The following is a 13,711-nucleotide window of genomic DNA, read 5'->3' as shown; positions in this document are numbered from 1 at the left end:
ACTCAATAATCAAAATAGTGGCAGGTCTACCTGGATTCGAACCAGGGAATGGCGGCATCAAAAGCCGCTGCCTTACCGCTTGGCGATAGACCTGCAGGCGATAGTCATAAAGACTAATCAAGTTAGAAAAGTATGGTGCGGAAGGAGAGACTTGAACTCTCACACCTTGCGGCGCCAGAACCTAAATCTGGTGCGTCTACCAATTCCGCCACTTCCGCAACTTTTCTGTCGTCATAAGGTAATTGGTAAAACCTAAACAACGAAATAAATGGTGGCTACGACGGGATTCGAACCTGTGACCCCATCATTATGAGTGATGTGCTCTAACCAGCTGAGCTACGTAGCCAACACAATATTCTTTAAATCAAGATGGTGCGGAAGGAGAGACTTGAACTCTCACACCTTGCGGCGCCAGAACCTAAATCTGGTGCGTCTACCAATTCCGCCACTTCCGCAACTTGATTTGTCGTTACTGATATAATTGGTAAAACATCAATAACATTCCTATGTTTCAAGGAAGAATAATGGCAGGTCTACCTGGATTCGAACCAGGGAATGGCGGCATCAAAAGCCGCTGCCTTACCGCTTGGCGATAGACCTACAACTCAATAATCAAAATAGTGGCAGGTCTACCTGGATTCGAACCAGGGAATGGCGGCATCAAAAGCCGCTGCCTTACCGCTTGGCGATAGACCTGCAGGCAATAGTCAAAAGACTATTCAATATATGGTGCGGAAAGAGAGACTTGAACTCTCACACCTTGCGGCGCCAGAACCTAAATCTGGTGCGTCTACCAATTCCGCCATTTCCGCATATATTGTTTAGAGTATTTCAAGATGGTGCGGAAGGAGAGACTTGAACTCTCACACCTTGCGGCGCCAGAACCTAAATCTGGTGCGTCTACCAATTCCGCCACTTCCGCATCTTGAACTCTATAAGTTGTCAGTTAATTGGTAAAAACTAACAACTAAATTTTGTCTTTCAAAAGAAAGAATGGTGGCTACGACGGGATTCGAACCTGTGACCCCATCATTATGAGTGATGTGCTCTAACCAGCTGAGCTACGTAGCCATCTTTTTGAGCGAGACAATATAAACCTTCACGCTCTAAGTGACAACCCTTTTTGTCAAAGGAATCCCACTTTAAATAATGGCAGGTCTACCTGGATTCGAACCAGGGAATGGCGGCATCAAAAGCCGCTGCCTTACCGCTTGGCGATAGACCTGCAGACAGTAGTCGTAAAACTACTTAAAACATGGTGCGGAAGGAGAGACTTGAACTCTCACACCTTGCGGCGCCAGAACCTAAATCTGGTGCGTCTACCAATTCCGCCACTTCCGCATCTATTCCTAATTGCTCTTAAAAAAGAACCTTTAGGAATGGTGGCTACGACGGGATTCGAACCTGTGACCCCATCATTATGAGTGATGTGCTCTAACCAGCTGAGCTACGTAGCCAAAACCATGTTTTCTCGTTCTCGTCGCTAAGTTGCCTTGTCGTCGGGAACGGCGCGCATTATGCGAAGTTGAGTGAGATCCGTCAACAGTTTTTTTCAATAAATCCTGCAAAATCCATCGTTCGCTTCCTTTTTAAACAAAGAGGCGCGTTTATGATCTAAAACTGGAAATAAAATGGCTTGCAGTAAGGGACTTAATTTCTTGTTGTTTTAGAAAGGTATAAAAAAAGCCAGCGCTATGGCTGGCTTTTTATGTAAATGAAGTGTTTAGAATTCATTCACTTAATTATACGTTGAAGCGGAAGTGTACAACATCACCATCTTTAACGATGTATTCTTTACCTTCTAGACGCCATTTACCTGCGTCTTTCGCGCCGCTTTCACCGTTGAATTGGATGAAATCGTCGTAACCAACAACTTCAGCACGGATAAAGCCTTTTTCGAAGTCTGTGTGGATCTTCGCTGCCGCTTTTGGTGCCGTAGCGCCAACAGGGATAGTCCATGCACGAACTTCTTTCACGCCAGCTGTGAAGTAAGTTTGTAGGTTCAGTAGTTCGTAACCTGCGCGGATAACGCGGTTTAGACCTGGTTCTTCGATACCTAGGTCTGCTAGGAACTCTTCACGCTCGTCATCTTCTAGTTCAGCCATTTCTGATTCGATAGCTGCACATACAGGAACAACAACGTTGTTTTCTTTCGCTGCAAACTCACGTACTGCATCTAGGTATGCGTTGTCTTCAAAACCATCTTCGTTCACGTTAGCGATGTACATTGTTGGTTTTAGCGTTAGGAAGTTTAGGTAGCCAATTGCTGCTAGCTCTTCTTTTGCAAGATCAACAGTACGCGCCATGCCACCTTCTGTTAGTACAGGAAGCAGTTTTTCTAGAACCGTCAGTTCGAATTTCGCGTCCTTGTCACCGCCTTTTGCTTTCTTAGCGTTACGCTGGATAGCGCGTTCACAAGAATCAAGGTCAGCCATTGCTAGTTCAAGGTTGATAACTTCAATATCTTCGATTGGAGATACTTTACCTGCAACGTGAACGATGTTGTCGTTTTCGAAACAACGTACAACGTGGCCGATTGCGTCAGTTTCACGGATGTTCGCTAGGAATTTGTTACCTAGACCTTCACCACGAGATGCGCCCGCAACTAGACCAGCGATGTCTACGAATTCCATTGTGGTAGGTAGAACTTTCTGTGGGTTAACGATCTTTGCTAGAGCATCTAGACGTAGATCTGGCACAGGAACCACACCAGTGTTTGGTTCAATGGTACAGAACGGGAAGTTTGCTGCTTCAATACCCGCTTTAGTTAGTGCGTTAAACAGAGTTGATTTACCAACGTTAGGTAGACCAACGATGCCACATTTAAAACCCATGATAGTAACCTTATTCAGCTTTGAACGTGTGGAGGCGATTTTGTGCTTTTGATAGACCATCCTTAATTAGGATATCTAGACAGCGCACTGATTCGTCAGCTGCGGCGTCTAGTAGCTCTTGCTCTTTCGCTGGAGCTTTGCCTAGTACAAAACCCGCCACTTTATCTTTGTGTCCCGGATGGCCAATGCCGATACGAAGACGATAAAAATCTTTGTTATTGCCCAGTTTGCTAATAGTGTCACGCAGACCATTGTGACCACCGTGACCACCACCTTTCTTAAACTTAGCGACACCTGGCGGTAAGTCTAGCTCGTCATGAGCAACCATGATCTCTTCTGGCTTAATTTGGTAAAACTTCGCAAGTGCTGCGATTGCTTTGCCAGAGAGGTTCATGAAAGTGGTTGGGATTAGCAAACGGAGATCCTGGCCATTGACCATAATGCGTCCTGTTAGGCCAAAGAATTTTGGTTCATTCTTCAGGGTAACGTTGTGAACGCGTGCTAATTCTTCTACAACCCAAGCGCCCGCATTGTGGCGAGTTTTGGCGTATTCTGGTCCCGGATTAGCAAGACCAACAAGAAGTTTGATTGGTTGAGTCAAGGTTAGGATCTCTCTGGAATCTCAAAAAGCGCAGTATGATAGCACAGAATTCTCGCAGTGGGCGACCAAGGGATTTTCTGCCTATCGATACAAATAAAAAAACACCCCAAAGAGGGGTGCTTTTGAAATCAGTTTAACTGAAATGTTCGTATTAGTTGAACATTGCAGAGATTGACTCTTCGTTGCTGATACGACGAATCGCTTCAGCTAGCATGCGAGATAGACTTAGTGTGGTTACTTTGCCAGTTGCAGCCATCTCTTTAGATAGAGAGATAGAGTCAGTGACGATAACTTGGTCAAGAACAGAGTTCTTAATGTTGTCCGCAGCGTTACCAGAGAATACAGCGTGAGTTGCGTAAGCGAATACACGCTTAGCACCGCGCTCTTTTAGCGCTTCAGCTGCTTTACATAGAGTGCCACCTGTATCGATCATGTCATCAACGATCACACAGTCACGACCTTCAACGTCACCGATTAGGTTCATTACTTCAGAAACGTTTGCACGTGGACGACGCTTATCAACGATAGCGATGTCGATGTCGCCTAGCGCTTTTGCAGTTGCACGAGCACGAACAACGCCACCTAGATCAGGAGAAACCACTACTGGGTTTTCTAGACCACGAGATTGCATGTCTTCTAGAAGTACTGGTGTACCGAAGATGTTATCAACTGGTACATCGAAGAAGCCTTGAATTTGCTCAGCATGTAGGTCGATAGTTAGAACGCGGTCTACGCCAACGTTAGATAGGAAATCAGCAACAACTTTTGCAGTGATTGGCACACGCGCAGAACGTACACGACGGTCTTGGCGAGCGTAGCCAAAGTAAGGAATTACTGCAGTGATACGACCTGCTGAAGCACGGCGCATTGCATCAATCATAACAACCAATTCCATTAGGTTGTCGTTAGTCGGTGCACAAGTGGATTGAATGATGAAAACATCACTACCACGAACGTTCTCATTGATTTGAACTGCAACTTCGCCATCAGAAAAGCGAGAAACAGATGCATCACCAAGAGAGATGTAAAGACGATCAGCAATACGTTGGGCTAGTTCAGGTGTTGCGTTACCAGCAAATAGCTTCATATCAGGCACGGTGGAAACCTCGGGTTTGCGTCCAGTTTAAATAGGTCGGTGTGAGGCTGATTGGTATTCAGCCAAAGTCTCTTTTAGTGGCGAAATATTTCGCCCTTGAGCGACAAATGCCGAGACTTTATCAGAGAGTTGTGCAAGGATAGTTTCTGCTTCGGATTTGCTCGAAAATTCAGCAAAAACGCAAGATCCTGTCCCCGTCAATCTTGACGGCGCGTATTGTAGCAGCCATGAAAGTTGCTTATCAACCTCTGGGTAGAGCATTCGTACAATTTTTTCGCAATCGTTTACGCTTGGCGTGTTCAAAAGCGTTTCTAAATCGCGTTTTGGCGTGTTTCGAGTCAAATCCGGATGTCCGAATATGTCGGCGGTTGCAATAGAAACATTTGGACGAACAACTAAATACCATTTCTCATCTGGATGAGCAGGAGAAAGTTTCTCACCAACGCCTTCAGCAAATGCGGCAAAACCACGCACAAATACAGGCACATCTGCACCAAGTGCAAGACCAATTTCGGCTAATTCATCATCACTAAGATGGGTTTGCCATAGGTAATTGAGCGCAACCAAAGTAGTTGCTGCGTTGGATGAGCCGCCGCCAATGCCACCGCCCATAGGTAAGATCTTATGAAGATCGATATGTGCCCCATAAGAGCATTTCGCATAACGTTGAAGTGCGGTCGCCGCTTTCCAGATCAAATTGTCTTGCAGAGGAACACCTTCGATCTCTGGCGAAATCGTGATCTCACCTGAATCGTTTGCTTGAATGGTTAGTTCATCGCCGTGATCGACGAACTGGAATAGAGTTTGTAACTCGTGGTAACCGTTTTCGGTCCGACCATTGATATAAAGAAAGAGATTCAATTTCGCTGGTGATGGCCAACGGGTTGAAAGATCGATCATTGGGTGATGTTCCATTTTGTGATCACTAAATTAATTTTTACGTCAGACGTACTGAGTTTTAGCTTGTTTGGGAGAGGTAACGTCTGGTTATGCCACTCAATATCACCGTAACGCTGGTAAGCAATATTCCAGTCGTTCAAACCGATCTGTTTGTCCAGTGCTTGGAGAGTATTGGTCGGTGATAGTTGGAAAGAGTCAGCATCTGTTGGTAAGCCAAGTAGCCAATCAGGTAAATGGTCAACTGGCATCATTAAGCCGGTTAATCGGTAAATCAGTTGGTTAGCATCACGAGCGGAGAGTACTTGGTCATCATAGGTTTCGACGGTTGCGCCTTGTGGCGTAATAGTGAGCTTTAATGCGGTTTGACCAAGTAAGGTCGTTAAGCGTAACTGGCTTAATGACGAAGAGTGCTTCCAGAAGAAATTCAGGCTTTGTCTTTGATCGGGACCAATGTAGCCAAGTTTACCTGTGGCTTGAAAATTTTTAATGGTTTCAAGTCGCTGCTCGTGTGCCTGCCACTCTACGCTGGTGACACTTTCAGGAACAGAACTACAACCTGCGAGAACAATGCTCGACATGAGCAAGATGAGAAAGGAGCGTAAGGTCATGTTTGATGGCTTATTAATCAGTTTCATCGGTAATCGCTCACAACTATAGCATTGAAAAGCCGAGTGAAGGAAAACAAATCCGGCTTACCCTTTCAATAAATGCGTGCTTACAGTAAAATTCTGAACCTATTTTATAACCGATCTCAGAGATACCACGTTAGATGTCCTTGCTTGCTATTGGAATCAATCACAATACAGCGTCTGTTGACTTGCGAGAGAAAGTGGCGTTCGGACCCGATAAATTGGGACCAGCACTTGAGCAACTCAGAGACCATGAAGCCGTCAATGGCAGTGTGATTGTTTCTACCTGTAACCGTACCGAAGTGTACTGCGACGTGAAGCAAGGAGCGCGAAATAAGCTTATCGACTGGTTAGCCCAGTTCCATCAAGTTAGTCAAGAAGACTTGATGCCGAGCCTTTATGTCCATGAAGAGCAAGCGGCGATTAAGCACTTGATGCGTGTTTCTTGCGGCCTTGATTCACTGGTACTAGGTGAGCCTCAGATTTTGGGTCAGGTAAAACAAGCGTTTTCTGATTCCCGAGATCATCAGGCGGTGGATGCGTCGATTGATAAGTTGTTCCAAAAGACTTTCTCAGTCGCAAAACGTGTTCGAACAGAAACTGATATTGGTGGTAACGCCGTGTCGGTGGCTTATGCTGCCTGTACATTGGCGAAACACATCTTTGAATCACTGTCTGACTCAACGGTACTGTTGGTTGGTGCAGGTGAAACCATCGAATTGGTGGCAAAACACTTAGCGTCGAACGGCTGTACTAAGATGATTGTTGCAAACCGAACTCGAGAGCGAGCTCTTGGTCTAGCAGAGCAATTTGGAGCAGAAGTGATCAGCTTGAATGAAATTCCTGACCATTTACCAAGAGCAGACATCGTCATCAGCTCAACGGCGAGTCCTCTACCTATCATTGGTAAAGGCATGGTTGAGACCGCGTTGAAGAAACGTCGTCATCAACCGATGTTATTGGTCGATATCGCAGTACCTCGCGATGTGGAAGCTCAGGTTGGGGAATTGAGTGACGCTTACTTGTACTCGGTGGATGACTTACAGTCGATCATTGATAGCAACATCGAACAACGTAAAGTAGAAGCCATTCAAGCAGAAGCGATCGTTAGCGAAGAAAGCGCGGCATTTATGACGTGGCTGCGTTCACTTCAAGCTGTGGATAGCATTCGTGATTATCGCAAATCGGCCAACGAAATTCGTGAAGACTTACTAAGTAAAAGCCTACAATCATTGGCAACCGGTGCAGACCCAGAGAAAGTGCTGCGCGAACTTAGTAATAAACTCACCAACAAACTGATTCACGCTCCAACTCGCGCGCTGCAAAGTGCGGCAGAGCAGGGCGAACCAGCAAAATTAACGGTTATCCGCCAGACCCTTGGTTTGGATGATCTGTAACTCACGCTTTTTATTAAGAAAACGACACTATGAAAGCCTCTATTCTGACTAAGCTAGAAACGCTAGTAGAACGTTACGAAGAAGTTCAACATCTTCTTGGTGATCCTGATGTAATTGGAAATCAGGATAAATTCCGCGCTCTATCAAAAGAGTACTCTCAGCTAGAAGAAGTTACTAAGTGCTTCCAAGCGTATCAACAAGCGCAAGACGATCTTGTCGCTGCTGAAGATATGGCGAACGAAGACGACGAAGAAATGCGTGAAATGGCGCAGGAAGAAATCAAAGAAGCAAAAGAAACGATTGAGCGTCTAACTGATGAACTACAAATTCTTCTTCTTCCAAAAGATCCAAACGATGACCGTAACTGTTTCCTAGAAATCCGTGCAGGTGCGGGTGGTGACGAAGCGGGTATCTTCGCTGGTGACCTGTTCCGTATGTACAGCAAATACGCAGAAAAGCGTGGTTGGCGTATCGAGGTGATGTCTTCAAACGAAGCTGAACACGGTGGTTACAAAGAGATGATCGCGAAAGTGAGCGGTGACGGCGCATACGGCGTGCTGAAGTTTGAGTCAGGCGGTCACCGTGTACAACGTGTACCAGCGACAGAATCTCAAGGTCGTGTTCATACTTCTGCGTGTACCGTAGCGGTTATGGCGGAAATCCCAGAAGCGGATCTGCCAGAAATCAAGGCAGCAGACCTAAAAATCGATACATTCCGTGCATCTGGCGCGGGTGGTCAGCACGTTAACACCACGGATTCTGCAATCCGTATTACCCACTTACCAACTGGTACAGTAGTAGAGTGTCAAGACGAGCGTTCACAGCATAAGAACAAAGCAAAAGCGATGGCAGTGCTTGCTGCTCGCATCGTTCAAGCAGAAGAAGAACGTCGTGCAGCAGAAGTTTCTGATACACGTCGTAACTTATTAGGTTCTGGTGACCGTAGTGACCGTATCCGTACTTACAACTACCCACAAGGTCGAGTTTCTGACCACCGCATCAACCTAACCATCTACCGTTTGAACGAAGTGATGGAAGGTGACCTGCAAAGTTTGATTGATCCTGTGGTTCAAGAGCACCAAGCAGACCAACTTGCGGCGCTCGCAGAGAACAACTAATCGATGAGCCAAGTTCAATCTATTGAGCAAGCGCTGAAAAGTGCGACGGCAATATTGACTGAAGGCGGCAAAGAGTCGCCTTCTCTCGATGCAGCCGTACTTCTTTGCCATGTCCTTGGCAAACCAAGAACCTATCTTCTGACTTGGCCTGAAAAAGCATTGGACCCCGAGCAACAAGCTCAGTTTGATGCGTTATTGGCTCGTCGTATCACGGGTGAGCCTGTGGCTTACATTATCGGTGAACGCGAGTTTTGGTCTTTACCTCTTAAAGTCTCTCCATCCACATTAATTCCAAGACCGGACACGGAACGTTTGGTTGAAGTTGCATTGGATAAAACTTACGAGCAGACAGGACCAATCCTTGATTTAGGCACTGGCACTGGGGCGATTGCATTGGCATTGGCGTCTGAGTTACCCAAGCGCCAAGTGATGGGAGTTGACCTTAAACATGAAGCGAAAGACCTCGCAGAGTACAACGCATCGCAGTTAAACATCAAAAATGTGACGTTTGATCAAGGTAGTTGGTTCGAACCTATTGCCAGCGGAACAAAGTTTGCTTTAATTGTCTCCAACCCACCGTATATCGACGAAAAAGATCCACATCTCGCGCAAGGTGATGTGCGTTTTGAGCCAAAATCGGCACTCGTTGCGGATGAGAATGGCTTGGCGGATATTCGCCATATCTCTGATCTCGCTCGTCAATATTTGGAAGAAGATGGGTGGCTCGCGTTTGAACATGGTTATGACCAAGGCGGAGCTGTTCGTGAGATCATGACTCATTTTGGTTTTGAACAAGTAGTCACGGAAAAAGACTACGGCGGTAACGACCGAGTGACACTTGGTTGTTACAAGCCTTCATAATAACGAGCAAGTCAGCAGTAACTTATAAAAGAGAAATGAAATGTACGTAGCTCTAAAACACATTCACTTAGTAACGATCGCATTGAGCGCGACGCTACTATCGATCCGATTCGTATTGTTGATGATGGATTCTCCAAAGCGCAACAACCGATTCCTAAAAGTTTTCCCACATATTGTTGATACCGCGTTACTCCTTTCCGGTATTGGTTTGATCATGGTGACAGGCTTTATTCCATTTACGGATGCAGCGCCTTGGTTAACCAACAAGATCACTTGTGTGCTTGCGTACATTGCTCTTGGTTTCTTTGCTTTAAAGATGGCAAAGAACAAGCTGCTGAGAATTTTCGCCTTCTTTGGTGCTCTAGGCTGGCTAGTGATGGCCGCTAATATTGCCGTATCTAAAAATCCAAACTTATTTGGGTAATCTTCATGCTTGAGTTTTTTGACGAAGATTTTGACAACATGGCGTTGGTGGAAGGCGCGTTAGAACTGAACCACTCCATCAATCCAGACACTAATGTGCATTGGGCAAAGCAAGAATTAGAACGTCTTTATAAAGAAGCGGAAGCTATTCTGGTTCACGAGACGGACGAAGAACAACGTTTTGATTCGTTTCTCCGTTTGTTCTTTTATGAATGGGGCTTTAAAGGCGACGATCAAGAGTACTTTATCTCTGACAATAGTTTCATTGATAAAGTGTTGGAGCGTAAAAAAGGCATTCCCGTTAGTTTGGGGGCGGTCCTACTTTACTTGGGGAACCGACTTGGTTTTCCGATGAAAGGCGTGACCTTTCCGACGCAATTTTTGATCAAAGTAGATTGGATGCACAAAACGCCGGACTACATTAATCCATTTAACGGTGAATACGTCGGTGAGAAAATCCTTCAAGCTTGGCTGATTGGTCAAGAAGGTCCACTTGCAACCTTGAAGCCTGAGCACTTTGAAGAAGCGGATAACCCAACAGTAATAGGTCGTTGGTTGGCATTAATTAAAAGTGCGATGTTGCGTGAAGAGCGTTATACGTTAGCACTACGGTGCACCAACCTTGCGCTGACTTTCGTACCGGACGACCCATACGAGATTCGTGACCGAGGCTTTATCTTCCAACAATTGGAGTGCCATCAGGTAGCGGTTTCAGATTTTCAGTACTTTATTGACCAATGCCCAGACGATCCGGCATCAGAGCTACTAAAATCACAAGTTAACGCGATGAGCGAAAAGCACGTTACGCTTCACTAAATTTTATCGGCATGCAGAAAGCGGCGTGTCGAAGACAGACAAAAGAGAATCAAAATGGAACAGAAAATCGTTAATATTGGCGACATTCAGGTTGCTAACGACAAGCCATTCACCCTATTTGCAGGTATGAACGTTCTTGAGTCTCGTGATCTTGCTATGCAGATCTGTGAGCACTACGTAAAAGTAACCGACAAACTTGGCATCCCATACGTGTTCAAGGCGTCGTTCGATAAAGCAAACCGCAGTTCTGTTCATTCATACCGTGGTCCTGGTCTGGAAGAAGGCATGAAAATCTTCCAAGAGCTGAAAGACACGTTTGGCGTGAAGATCATCACTGATGTTCACACTGAGGAACAAGCTCAACCTGTCGCTGATGTGGTTGATGTTATCCAACTTCCTGCATTCCTAGCTCGTCAAACTGACCTTGTAGAAGCAATGGCGAAAACAGGCGCGGTGATCAACGTTAAAAAACCTCAGTTCATGAGTCCTGGTCAAGTAGGTAACATCGTTGAGAAGTTTGCTGAGTGTGGTAACGAAAACATCATTTTATGTGAGCGCGGCTCTTGCCATGGTTACGACAACCTAGTGGTTGATATGCTTGGTTTTGGTGTCATGAAGAACGCATCAAAAGGCAGCCCAATCATTTTTGACGTAACGCACTCGCTACAAATGCGCGATCCGTCGGGCGCGGCATCTGGTGGTCGTCGTGAGCAAACCGTTGAACTTGCGAAAGCGGGTCTAGCAACAGGCATCGCAGGTCTGTTTATTGAAGCGCACCCGAACCCAGATCAAGCTCGCTGTGATGGTCCGTCTGCACTGCCTCTAGATAAACTTGAGCCATTCCTAGCGCAAATGAAGTCACTAGATGACCTAATTAAGAGCTTCGACAGCATCGATATCAAATAATCAGTTTACTGAATGTTTGTGGGAAATGGTCAGCCAATGTGCTGACCATTTTTGTATTGGCATATTCATTCTGCCAAATTATTCTTTTGTCGCTTCTCGCTTCTCGCTTCTCGCTTACCAATTGCATTGAAATGCCTGCCAATGTCACAGCAAAACGATTGCCTGTGAATGGGTCTATAATCTGTTGAAACGTAGCGTCAGAGTTGCAGTTGTTAAAATAGTCATTAGTGATCCATGCATCATAATTATGAAATCAATATGTTAGCGTGCAATTCTTCCTATAAACTACGTCAAGTTTTAGCGCTCTTAATTATATGGACGGAGCTCCTTTAAAGGGTTAAGAGCGTCTGCAGTGGACCCCAGACGATAAAAAGGTAAAACAATGAAGCAACGCCTGATTGTAAAAACCGCTTTGAGCGCGGCGATTCTGGCAACTCTTGCCGGATGTGCAACGCAACCAGCACATGAATGGAATGAAGATACAACATACAAACTGACTGTACTGCACACGAACGACCACCACGGTCGCTTCTGGCAAAACAAATACGGTGAGTATGGTATGGCAGCTCGTAAGACACTGATCGACGAGCTACGTACAGAAATTCAAGCAGAGGGTGGCAGCGTTCTTCTACTGTCAGGCGGCGATATCAATACAGGTGTTCCTGAATCAGATCTGCAAGATGCGGAACCAGATTTCAAAGGCATGAGCAAAATTGGTTACGACGCGATGGCGTTGGGTAACCATGAGTTCGATAACCCACTTGACGTGCTATTCAAGCAGCAAGAGTGGGCTAACTTCCCAATGCTGTCTGCGAACATTTACGATAAGGAAACCGGTGAGCGCTTGTTCCAACCTTACGCAATGTTCAATAAGCAAGGCATCAAGATTGCCGTGATCGGTCTAACGACAGAAGACACAGCAAAACTAGGTAACCCAGAGTACATTGGTCAAGTTGACTTCCGTGATCCGAAAGAAGAAGCGAAGAAGCTGATCGCTGAGCTAAAAGAAACTGAGAAGCCAGACCTTATCTTTGCAGTGACACATATGGGTCACTACGAAAACGGCAACCGTGGTGTGAACGCTCCGGGTGATGTTGCATTGGCTCGCTACCTAAATGAAGGTGATTTGGACATGATTGTGGGTGGTCACTCACAAGAGCCTGTATGTATGGAAGGTCCAAACGTTATTAAGAAGAACTTCAAGCCGGGTGAAGAGTGTAAACCAGATGAGCAAAACGGCACTTACATCGTACAAGCGTACGAGTGGGGTAAGTACGTTGGTCGAGCTGATTACGAATTCCGCAACGGCGAATTGTCTATGGTGAGCTACGATCTGATCCCTGTGAACCTGAAGAAGAAGATCAAAGTTGATGGTAAATCTCAACGCGTGCTTATCCAAGATGAGATCGCGCAAGATGAAGCTATGCTTGATTTCCTACGTCCTTACCAAGAAAAAGGTCAAGGCAAGCTAAACGTTAAGATTGCAGAATCCAATGGCAAACTGGAAGGTGATCGTAATGTGGTACGTTTCCAACAAACGAACCTTGGTCGTCTGATTGCAACAGCACACATGGAGCGTGCGAAAGCAGACTTCGCTGTAATGAACTCAGGTGGTGTTCGTGATTCAATTGAAGCGGGTGACATCACGTACAAAGATGTGCTGACCGTTCAACCATTTGGCAACATGGTTTCTTACGTAGATATGTCTGGTAAAGAAGTACTAGACTACCTAAATGTTGTTGCAACGAAACCTGTTGATTCTGGCGCTTACGCTCAGTTCGCTGGTATTTCAATGACTGTTGAGAATGGCAAAGTAGCAAATGTATTTATCGGTGGCAAACAGCTTCGACTTGATGGTGAGTACCGCTTTACTGTACCAAGTTACAACGCTTCAGGCGGTGACGGCTACCCGAAAGTTAACACTCACCCAGGTTACGTAAATACAGGCTTTACGGATGCTGAAGTACTGAAAGAGTACCTAGAGTCACACAGCCCAATTGACGTAAACGAATACGCGCCTTCAGGTGAGATGGTTTACAAGTAAAAAGCGATTGACTCAAAGTCGCTGATACCATTAACTTAAAGCGCTGCTCCTCACTAGGGGCAGCGTTTTTTGTTTTATAAGGAGAA

Annotated in this window: 12 protein-coding genes and 12 tRNA genes; 7 read left to right on the top strand and 17 right to left on the bottom strand. The window is 45.7% G+C overall.

The window, feature by feature from the left end; translation table 11 throughout:
- Positions 1-18: 18 nt before the first annotated feature.
- The 17 genes from MHO32_RS21545 to lolB all read right to left on the bottom strand — a co-directional run bounded on the left by MHO32_RS21545 (position 19) and on the right by lolB (position 6,066).
- Positions 19-93 (bottom strand) — tRNA-Gln (locus MHO32_RS21545).
- Between the two features lie 40 nt (positions 94-133).
- Positions 134-218, bottom strand: a tRNA-Leu gene (locus MHO32_RS21540).
- 51 nt (positions 219-269) lie between these two features.
- Positions 270-346 (bottom strand) — tRNA-Met (locus MHO32_RS21535).
- A gap of 24 nt (positions 347-370) precedes the next feature.
- Positions 371-455: transfer RNA gene (locus tag MHO32_RS21530), tRNA-Leu, on the bottom strand.
- A 70-nt stretch (positions 456-525) separates the two neighbouring features.
- A tRNA-Gln gene (locus tag MHO32_RS21525) sits at positions 526-600 on the bottom strand.
- 21 nt (positions 601-621) lie between these two features.
- Positions 622-696 (bottom strand) — tRNA-Gln (locus MHO32_RS21520).
- Between the two features lie 31 nt (positions 697-727).
- Positions 728-812 (bottom strand) — tRNA-Leu (locus tag MHO32_RS21515).
- 25 nt (positions 813-837) lie between these two features.
- Positions 838-922, bottom strand: a tRNA-Leu gene (locus MHO32_RS21510).
- A gap of 72 nt (positions 923-994) precedes the next feature.
- Positions 995-1,071: transfer RNA gene (locus tag MHO32_RS21505), tRNA-Met, on the bottom strand.
- Positions 1,072-1,150: 79 nt separating this feature from the next.
- Positions 1,151-1,225, bottom strand: a tRNA-Gln gene (locus MHO32_RS21500).
- Between the two features lie 31 nt (positions 1,226-1,256).
- A tRNA-Leu gene (locus MHO32_RS21495) sits at positions 1,257-1,341 on the bottom strand.
- Positions 1,342-1,380: 39 nt separating this feature from the next.
- Positions 1,381-1,457, bottom strand: a tRNA-Met gene (locus MHO32_RS21490).
- Between the two features lie 285 nt (positions 1,458-1,742).
- Positions 1,743-2,834, bottom strand: a complete 1,092-nt coding sequence (gene ychF, locus MHO32_RS21485) for a redox-regulated ATPase YchF (protein WP_005449255.1) — start codon at positions 2,832-2,834, stop codon at positions 1,743-1,745.
- Between the two features lie 10 nt (positions 2,835-2,844).
- On the bottom strand, positions 2,845-3,435 hold the full coding sequence (gene pth / locus MHO32_RS21480; protein WP_005438598.1) for an aminoacyl-tRNA hydrolase: 591 nt from the start codon (positions 3,433-3,435) through the stop codon (positions 2,845-2,847).
- A 151-nt stretch (positions 3,436-3,586) separates the two neighbouring features.
- Positions 3,587-4,531: a ribose-phosphate pyrophosphokinase gene (locus MHO32_RS21475; RefSeq protein ID WP_005449254.1), complete on the bottom strand. Its 945-nt coding sequence runs from the start codon at positions 4,529-4,531 to the stop codon at positions 3,587-3,589.
- 27 nt (positions 4,532-4,558) lie between these two features.
- Positions 4,559-5,431 (bottom strand): 4-(cytidine 5'-diphospho)-2-C-methyl-D-erythritol kinase, encoded by an 873-nt coding sequence (gene ispE, locus MHO32_RS21470; RefSeq protein WP_009696818.1) that lies wholly within the window; start codon positions 5,429-5,431, stop codon positions 4,559-4,561.
- Positions 5,428-6,066 carry a lipoprotein insertase outer membrane protein LolB gene (lolB, locus tag MHO32_RS21465; RefSeq protein WP_005449252.1) on the bottom strand — a complete coding sequence of 213 codons (639 nt, stop codon included), beginning with the start codon at positions 6,064-6,066 and terminating at the stop codon, positions 5,428-5,430. The genes ispE and lolB overlap by 4 nt, the downstream gene beginning before the upstream one ends.
- A 134-nt stretch (positions 6,067-6,200) precedes the next feature.
- Between lolB and hemA the strand changes: the two genes are divergently transcribed.
- The 7 genes from hemA to ushA all read left to right on the top strand — a co-directional run bounded on the left by hemA (position 6,201) and on the right by ushA (position 13,625).
- A complete protein-coding gene (hemA, locus tag MHO32_RS21460) occupies positions 6,201-7,457 on the top strand; it encodes a glutamyl-tRNA reductase (RefSeq protein WP_005449251.1) in 1,257 nt (418 codons plus the stop codon).
- Between the two features lie 29 nt (positions 7,458-7,486).
- Positions 7,487-8,575 (top strand): peptide chain release factor 1, encoded by a 1,089-nt coding sequence (gene prfA, locus MHO32_RS21455; protein WP_005449249.1) that lies wholly within the window; start codon positions 7,487-7,489, stop codon positions 8,573-8,575.
- Between the two features lie 3 nt (positions 8,576-8,578).
- The gene (prmC, locus tag MHO32_RS21450) at positions 8,579-9,436 is read left to right on the top strand and encodes a peptide chain release factor N(5)-glutamine methyltransferase (RefSeq protein ID WP_239213892.1); all 858 of its coding nucleotides are present in this window, start codon (positions 8,579-8,581) and stop codon (positions 9,434-9,436) included.
- Positions 9,437-9,476: 40 nt separating this feature from the next.
- Positions 9,477-9,860 carry a SirB2 family protein gene (locus MHO32_RS21445; RefSeq protein ID WP_005449241.1) on the top strand — a complete coding sequence of 128 codons (384 nt, stop codon included), beginning with the start codon at positions 9,477-9,479 and terminating at the stop codon, positions 9,858-9,860.
- A gap of 5 nt (positions 9,861-9,865) precedes the next feature.
- Positions 9,866-10,675 (top strand): SirB1 family protein, encoded by an 810-nt coding sequence (locus MHO32_RS21440; RefSeq protein WP_005449240.1) that lies wholly within the window; start codon positions 9,866-9,868, stop codon positions 10,673-10,675.
- A gap of 54 nt (positions 10,676-10,729) precedes the next feature.
- Positions 10,730-11,581 (top strand): 3-deoxy-8-phosphooctulonate synthase, encoded by an 852-nt coding sequence (gene kdsA / locus MHO32_RS21435; RefSeq protein WP_005449239.1) that lies wholly within the window; start codon positions 10,730-10,732, stop codon positions 11,579-11,581.
- 382 nt (positions 11,582-11,963) lie between these two features.
- Complete coding sequence (gene ushA / locus MHO32_RS21430; RefSeq protein WP_009696822.1) at positions 11,964-13,625, top strand: bifunctional UDP-sugar hydrolase/5'-nucleotidase UshA; 1,662 nt, start codon at positions 11,964-11,966, stop codon at positions 13,623-13,625.
- Positions 13,626-13,711: the final 86 nt, after the last annotated feature.

The organism is Vibrio sp. MMH1-50, from assembly GCF_022347645.1.
GTDB classification, from domain to species: Bacteria; Pseudomonadota; Gammaproteobacteria; order Enterobacterales; family Vibrionaceae; genus Vibrio; species Vibrio harveyi.
This window is presented reverse-complemented; position numbering and strand designations above follow the sequence as displayed.

Excerpts from the sequence above, each read along its gene's own strand:
- ychF (WP_005449255.1), bottom strand. The coding sequence starts at position 2,834 with ATGGGTTTTAAATGTGGCATCGTTGGTCTACCTAACGTTGGTAAATCA.
- MHO32_RS21445 (WP_005449241.1), top strand. The coding sequence starts at position 9,477 with ATGTACGTAGCTCTAAAACACATTCACTTAGTAACGATCGCATTGAGC.
- prfA (WP_005449249.1), top strand. The coding sequence starts at position 7,487 with ATGAAAGCCTCTATTCTGACTAAGCTAGAAACGCTAGTAGAACGTTAC.
- lolB (WP_005449252.1), bottom strand. The coding sequence starts at position 6,066 with ATGAAACTGATTAATAAGCCATCAAACATGACCTTACGCTCCTTTCTC.
- kdsA (WP_005449239.1), top strand. The coding sequence starts at position 10,730 with ATGGAACAGAAAATCGTTAATATTGGCGACATTCAGGTTGCTAACGAC.
- prmC (WP_239213892.1), top strand. The coding sequence starts at position 8,579 with ATGAGCCAAGTTCAATCTATTGAGCAAGCGCTGAAAAGTGCGACGGCA.
- ispE (WP_009696818.1), bottom strand. The coding sequence starts at position 5,431 with ATGATCGATCTTTCAACCCGTTGGCCATCACCAGCGAAATTGAATCTC.
- MHO32_RS21440 (WP_005449240.1), top strand. The coding sequence starts at position 9,866 with ATGCTTGAGTTTTTTGACGAAGATTTTGACAACATGGCGTTGGTGGAA.
- hemA (WP_005449251.1), top strand. The coding sequence starts at position 6,201 with ATGTCCTTGCTTGCTATTGGAATCAATCACAATACAGCGTCTGTTGAC.
- ushA (WP_009696822.1), top strand. The coding sequence starts at position 11,964 with ATGAAGCAACGCCTGATTGTAAAAACCGCTTTGAGCGCGGCGATTCTG.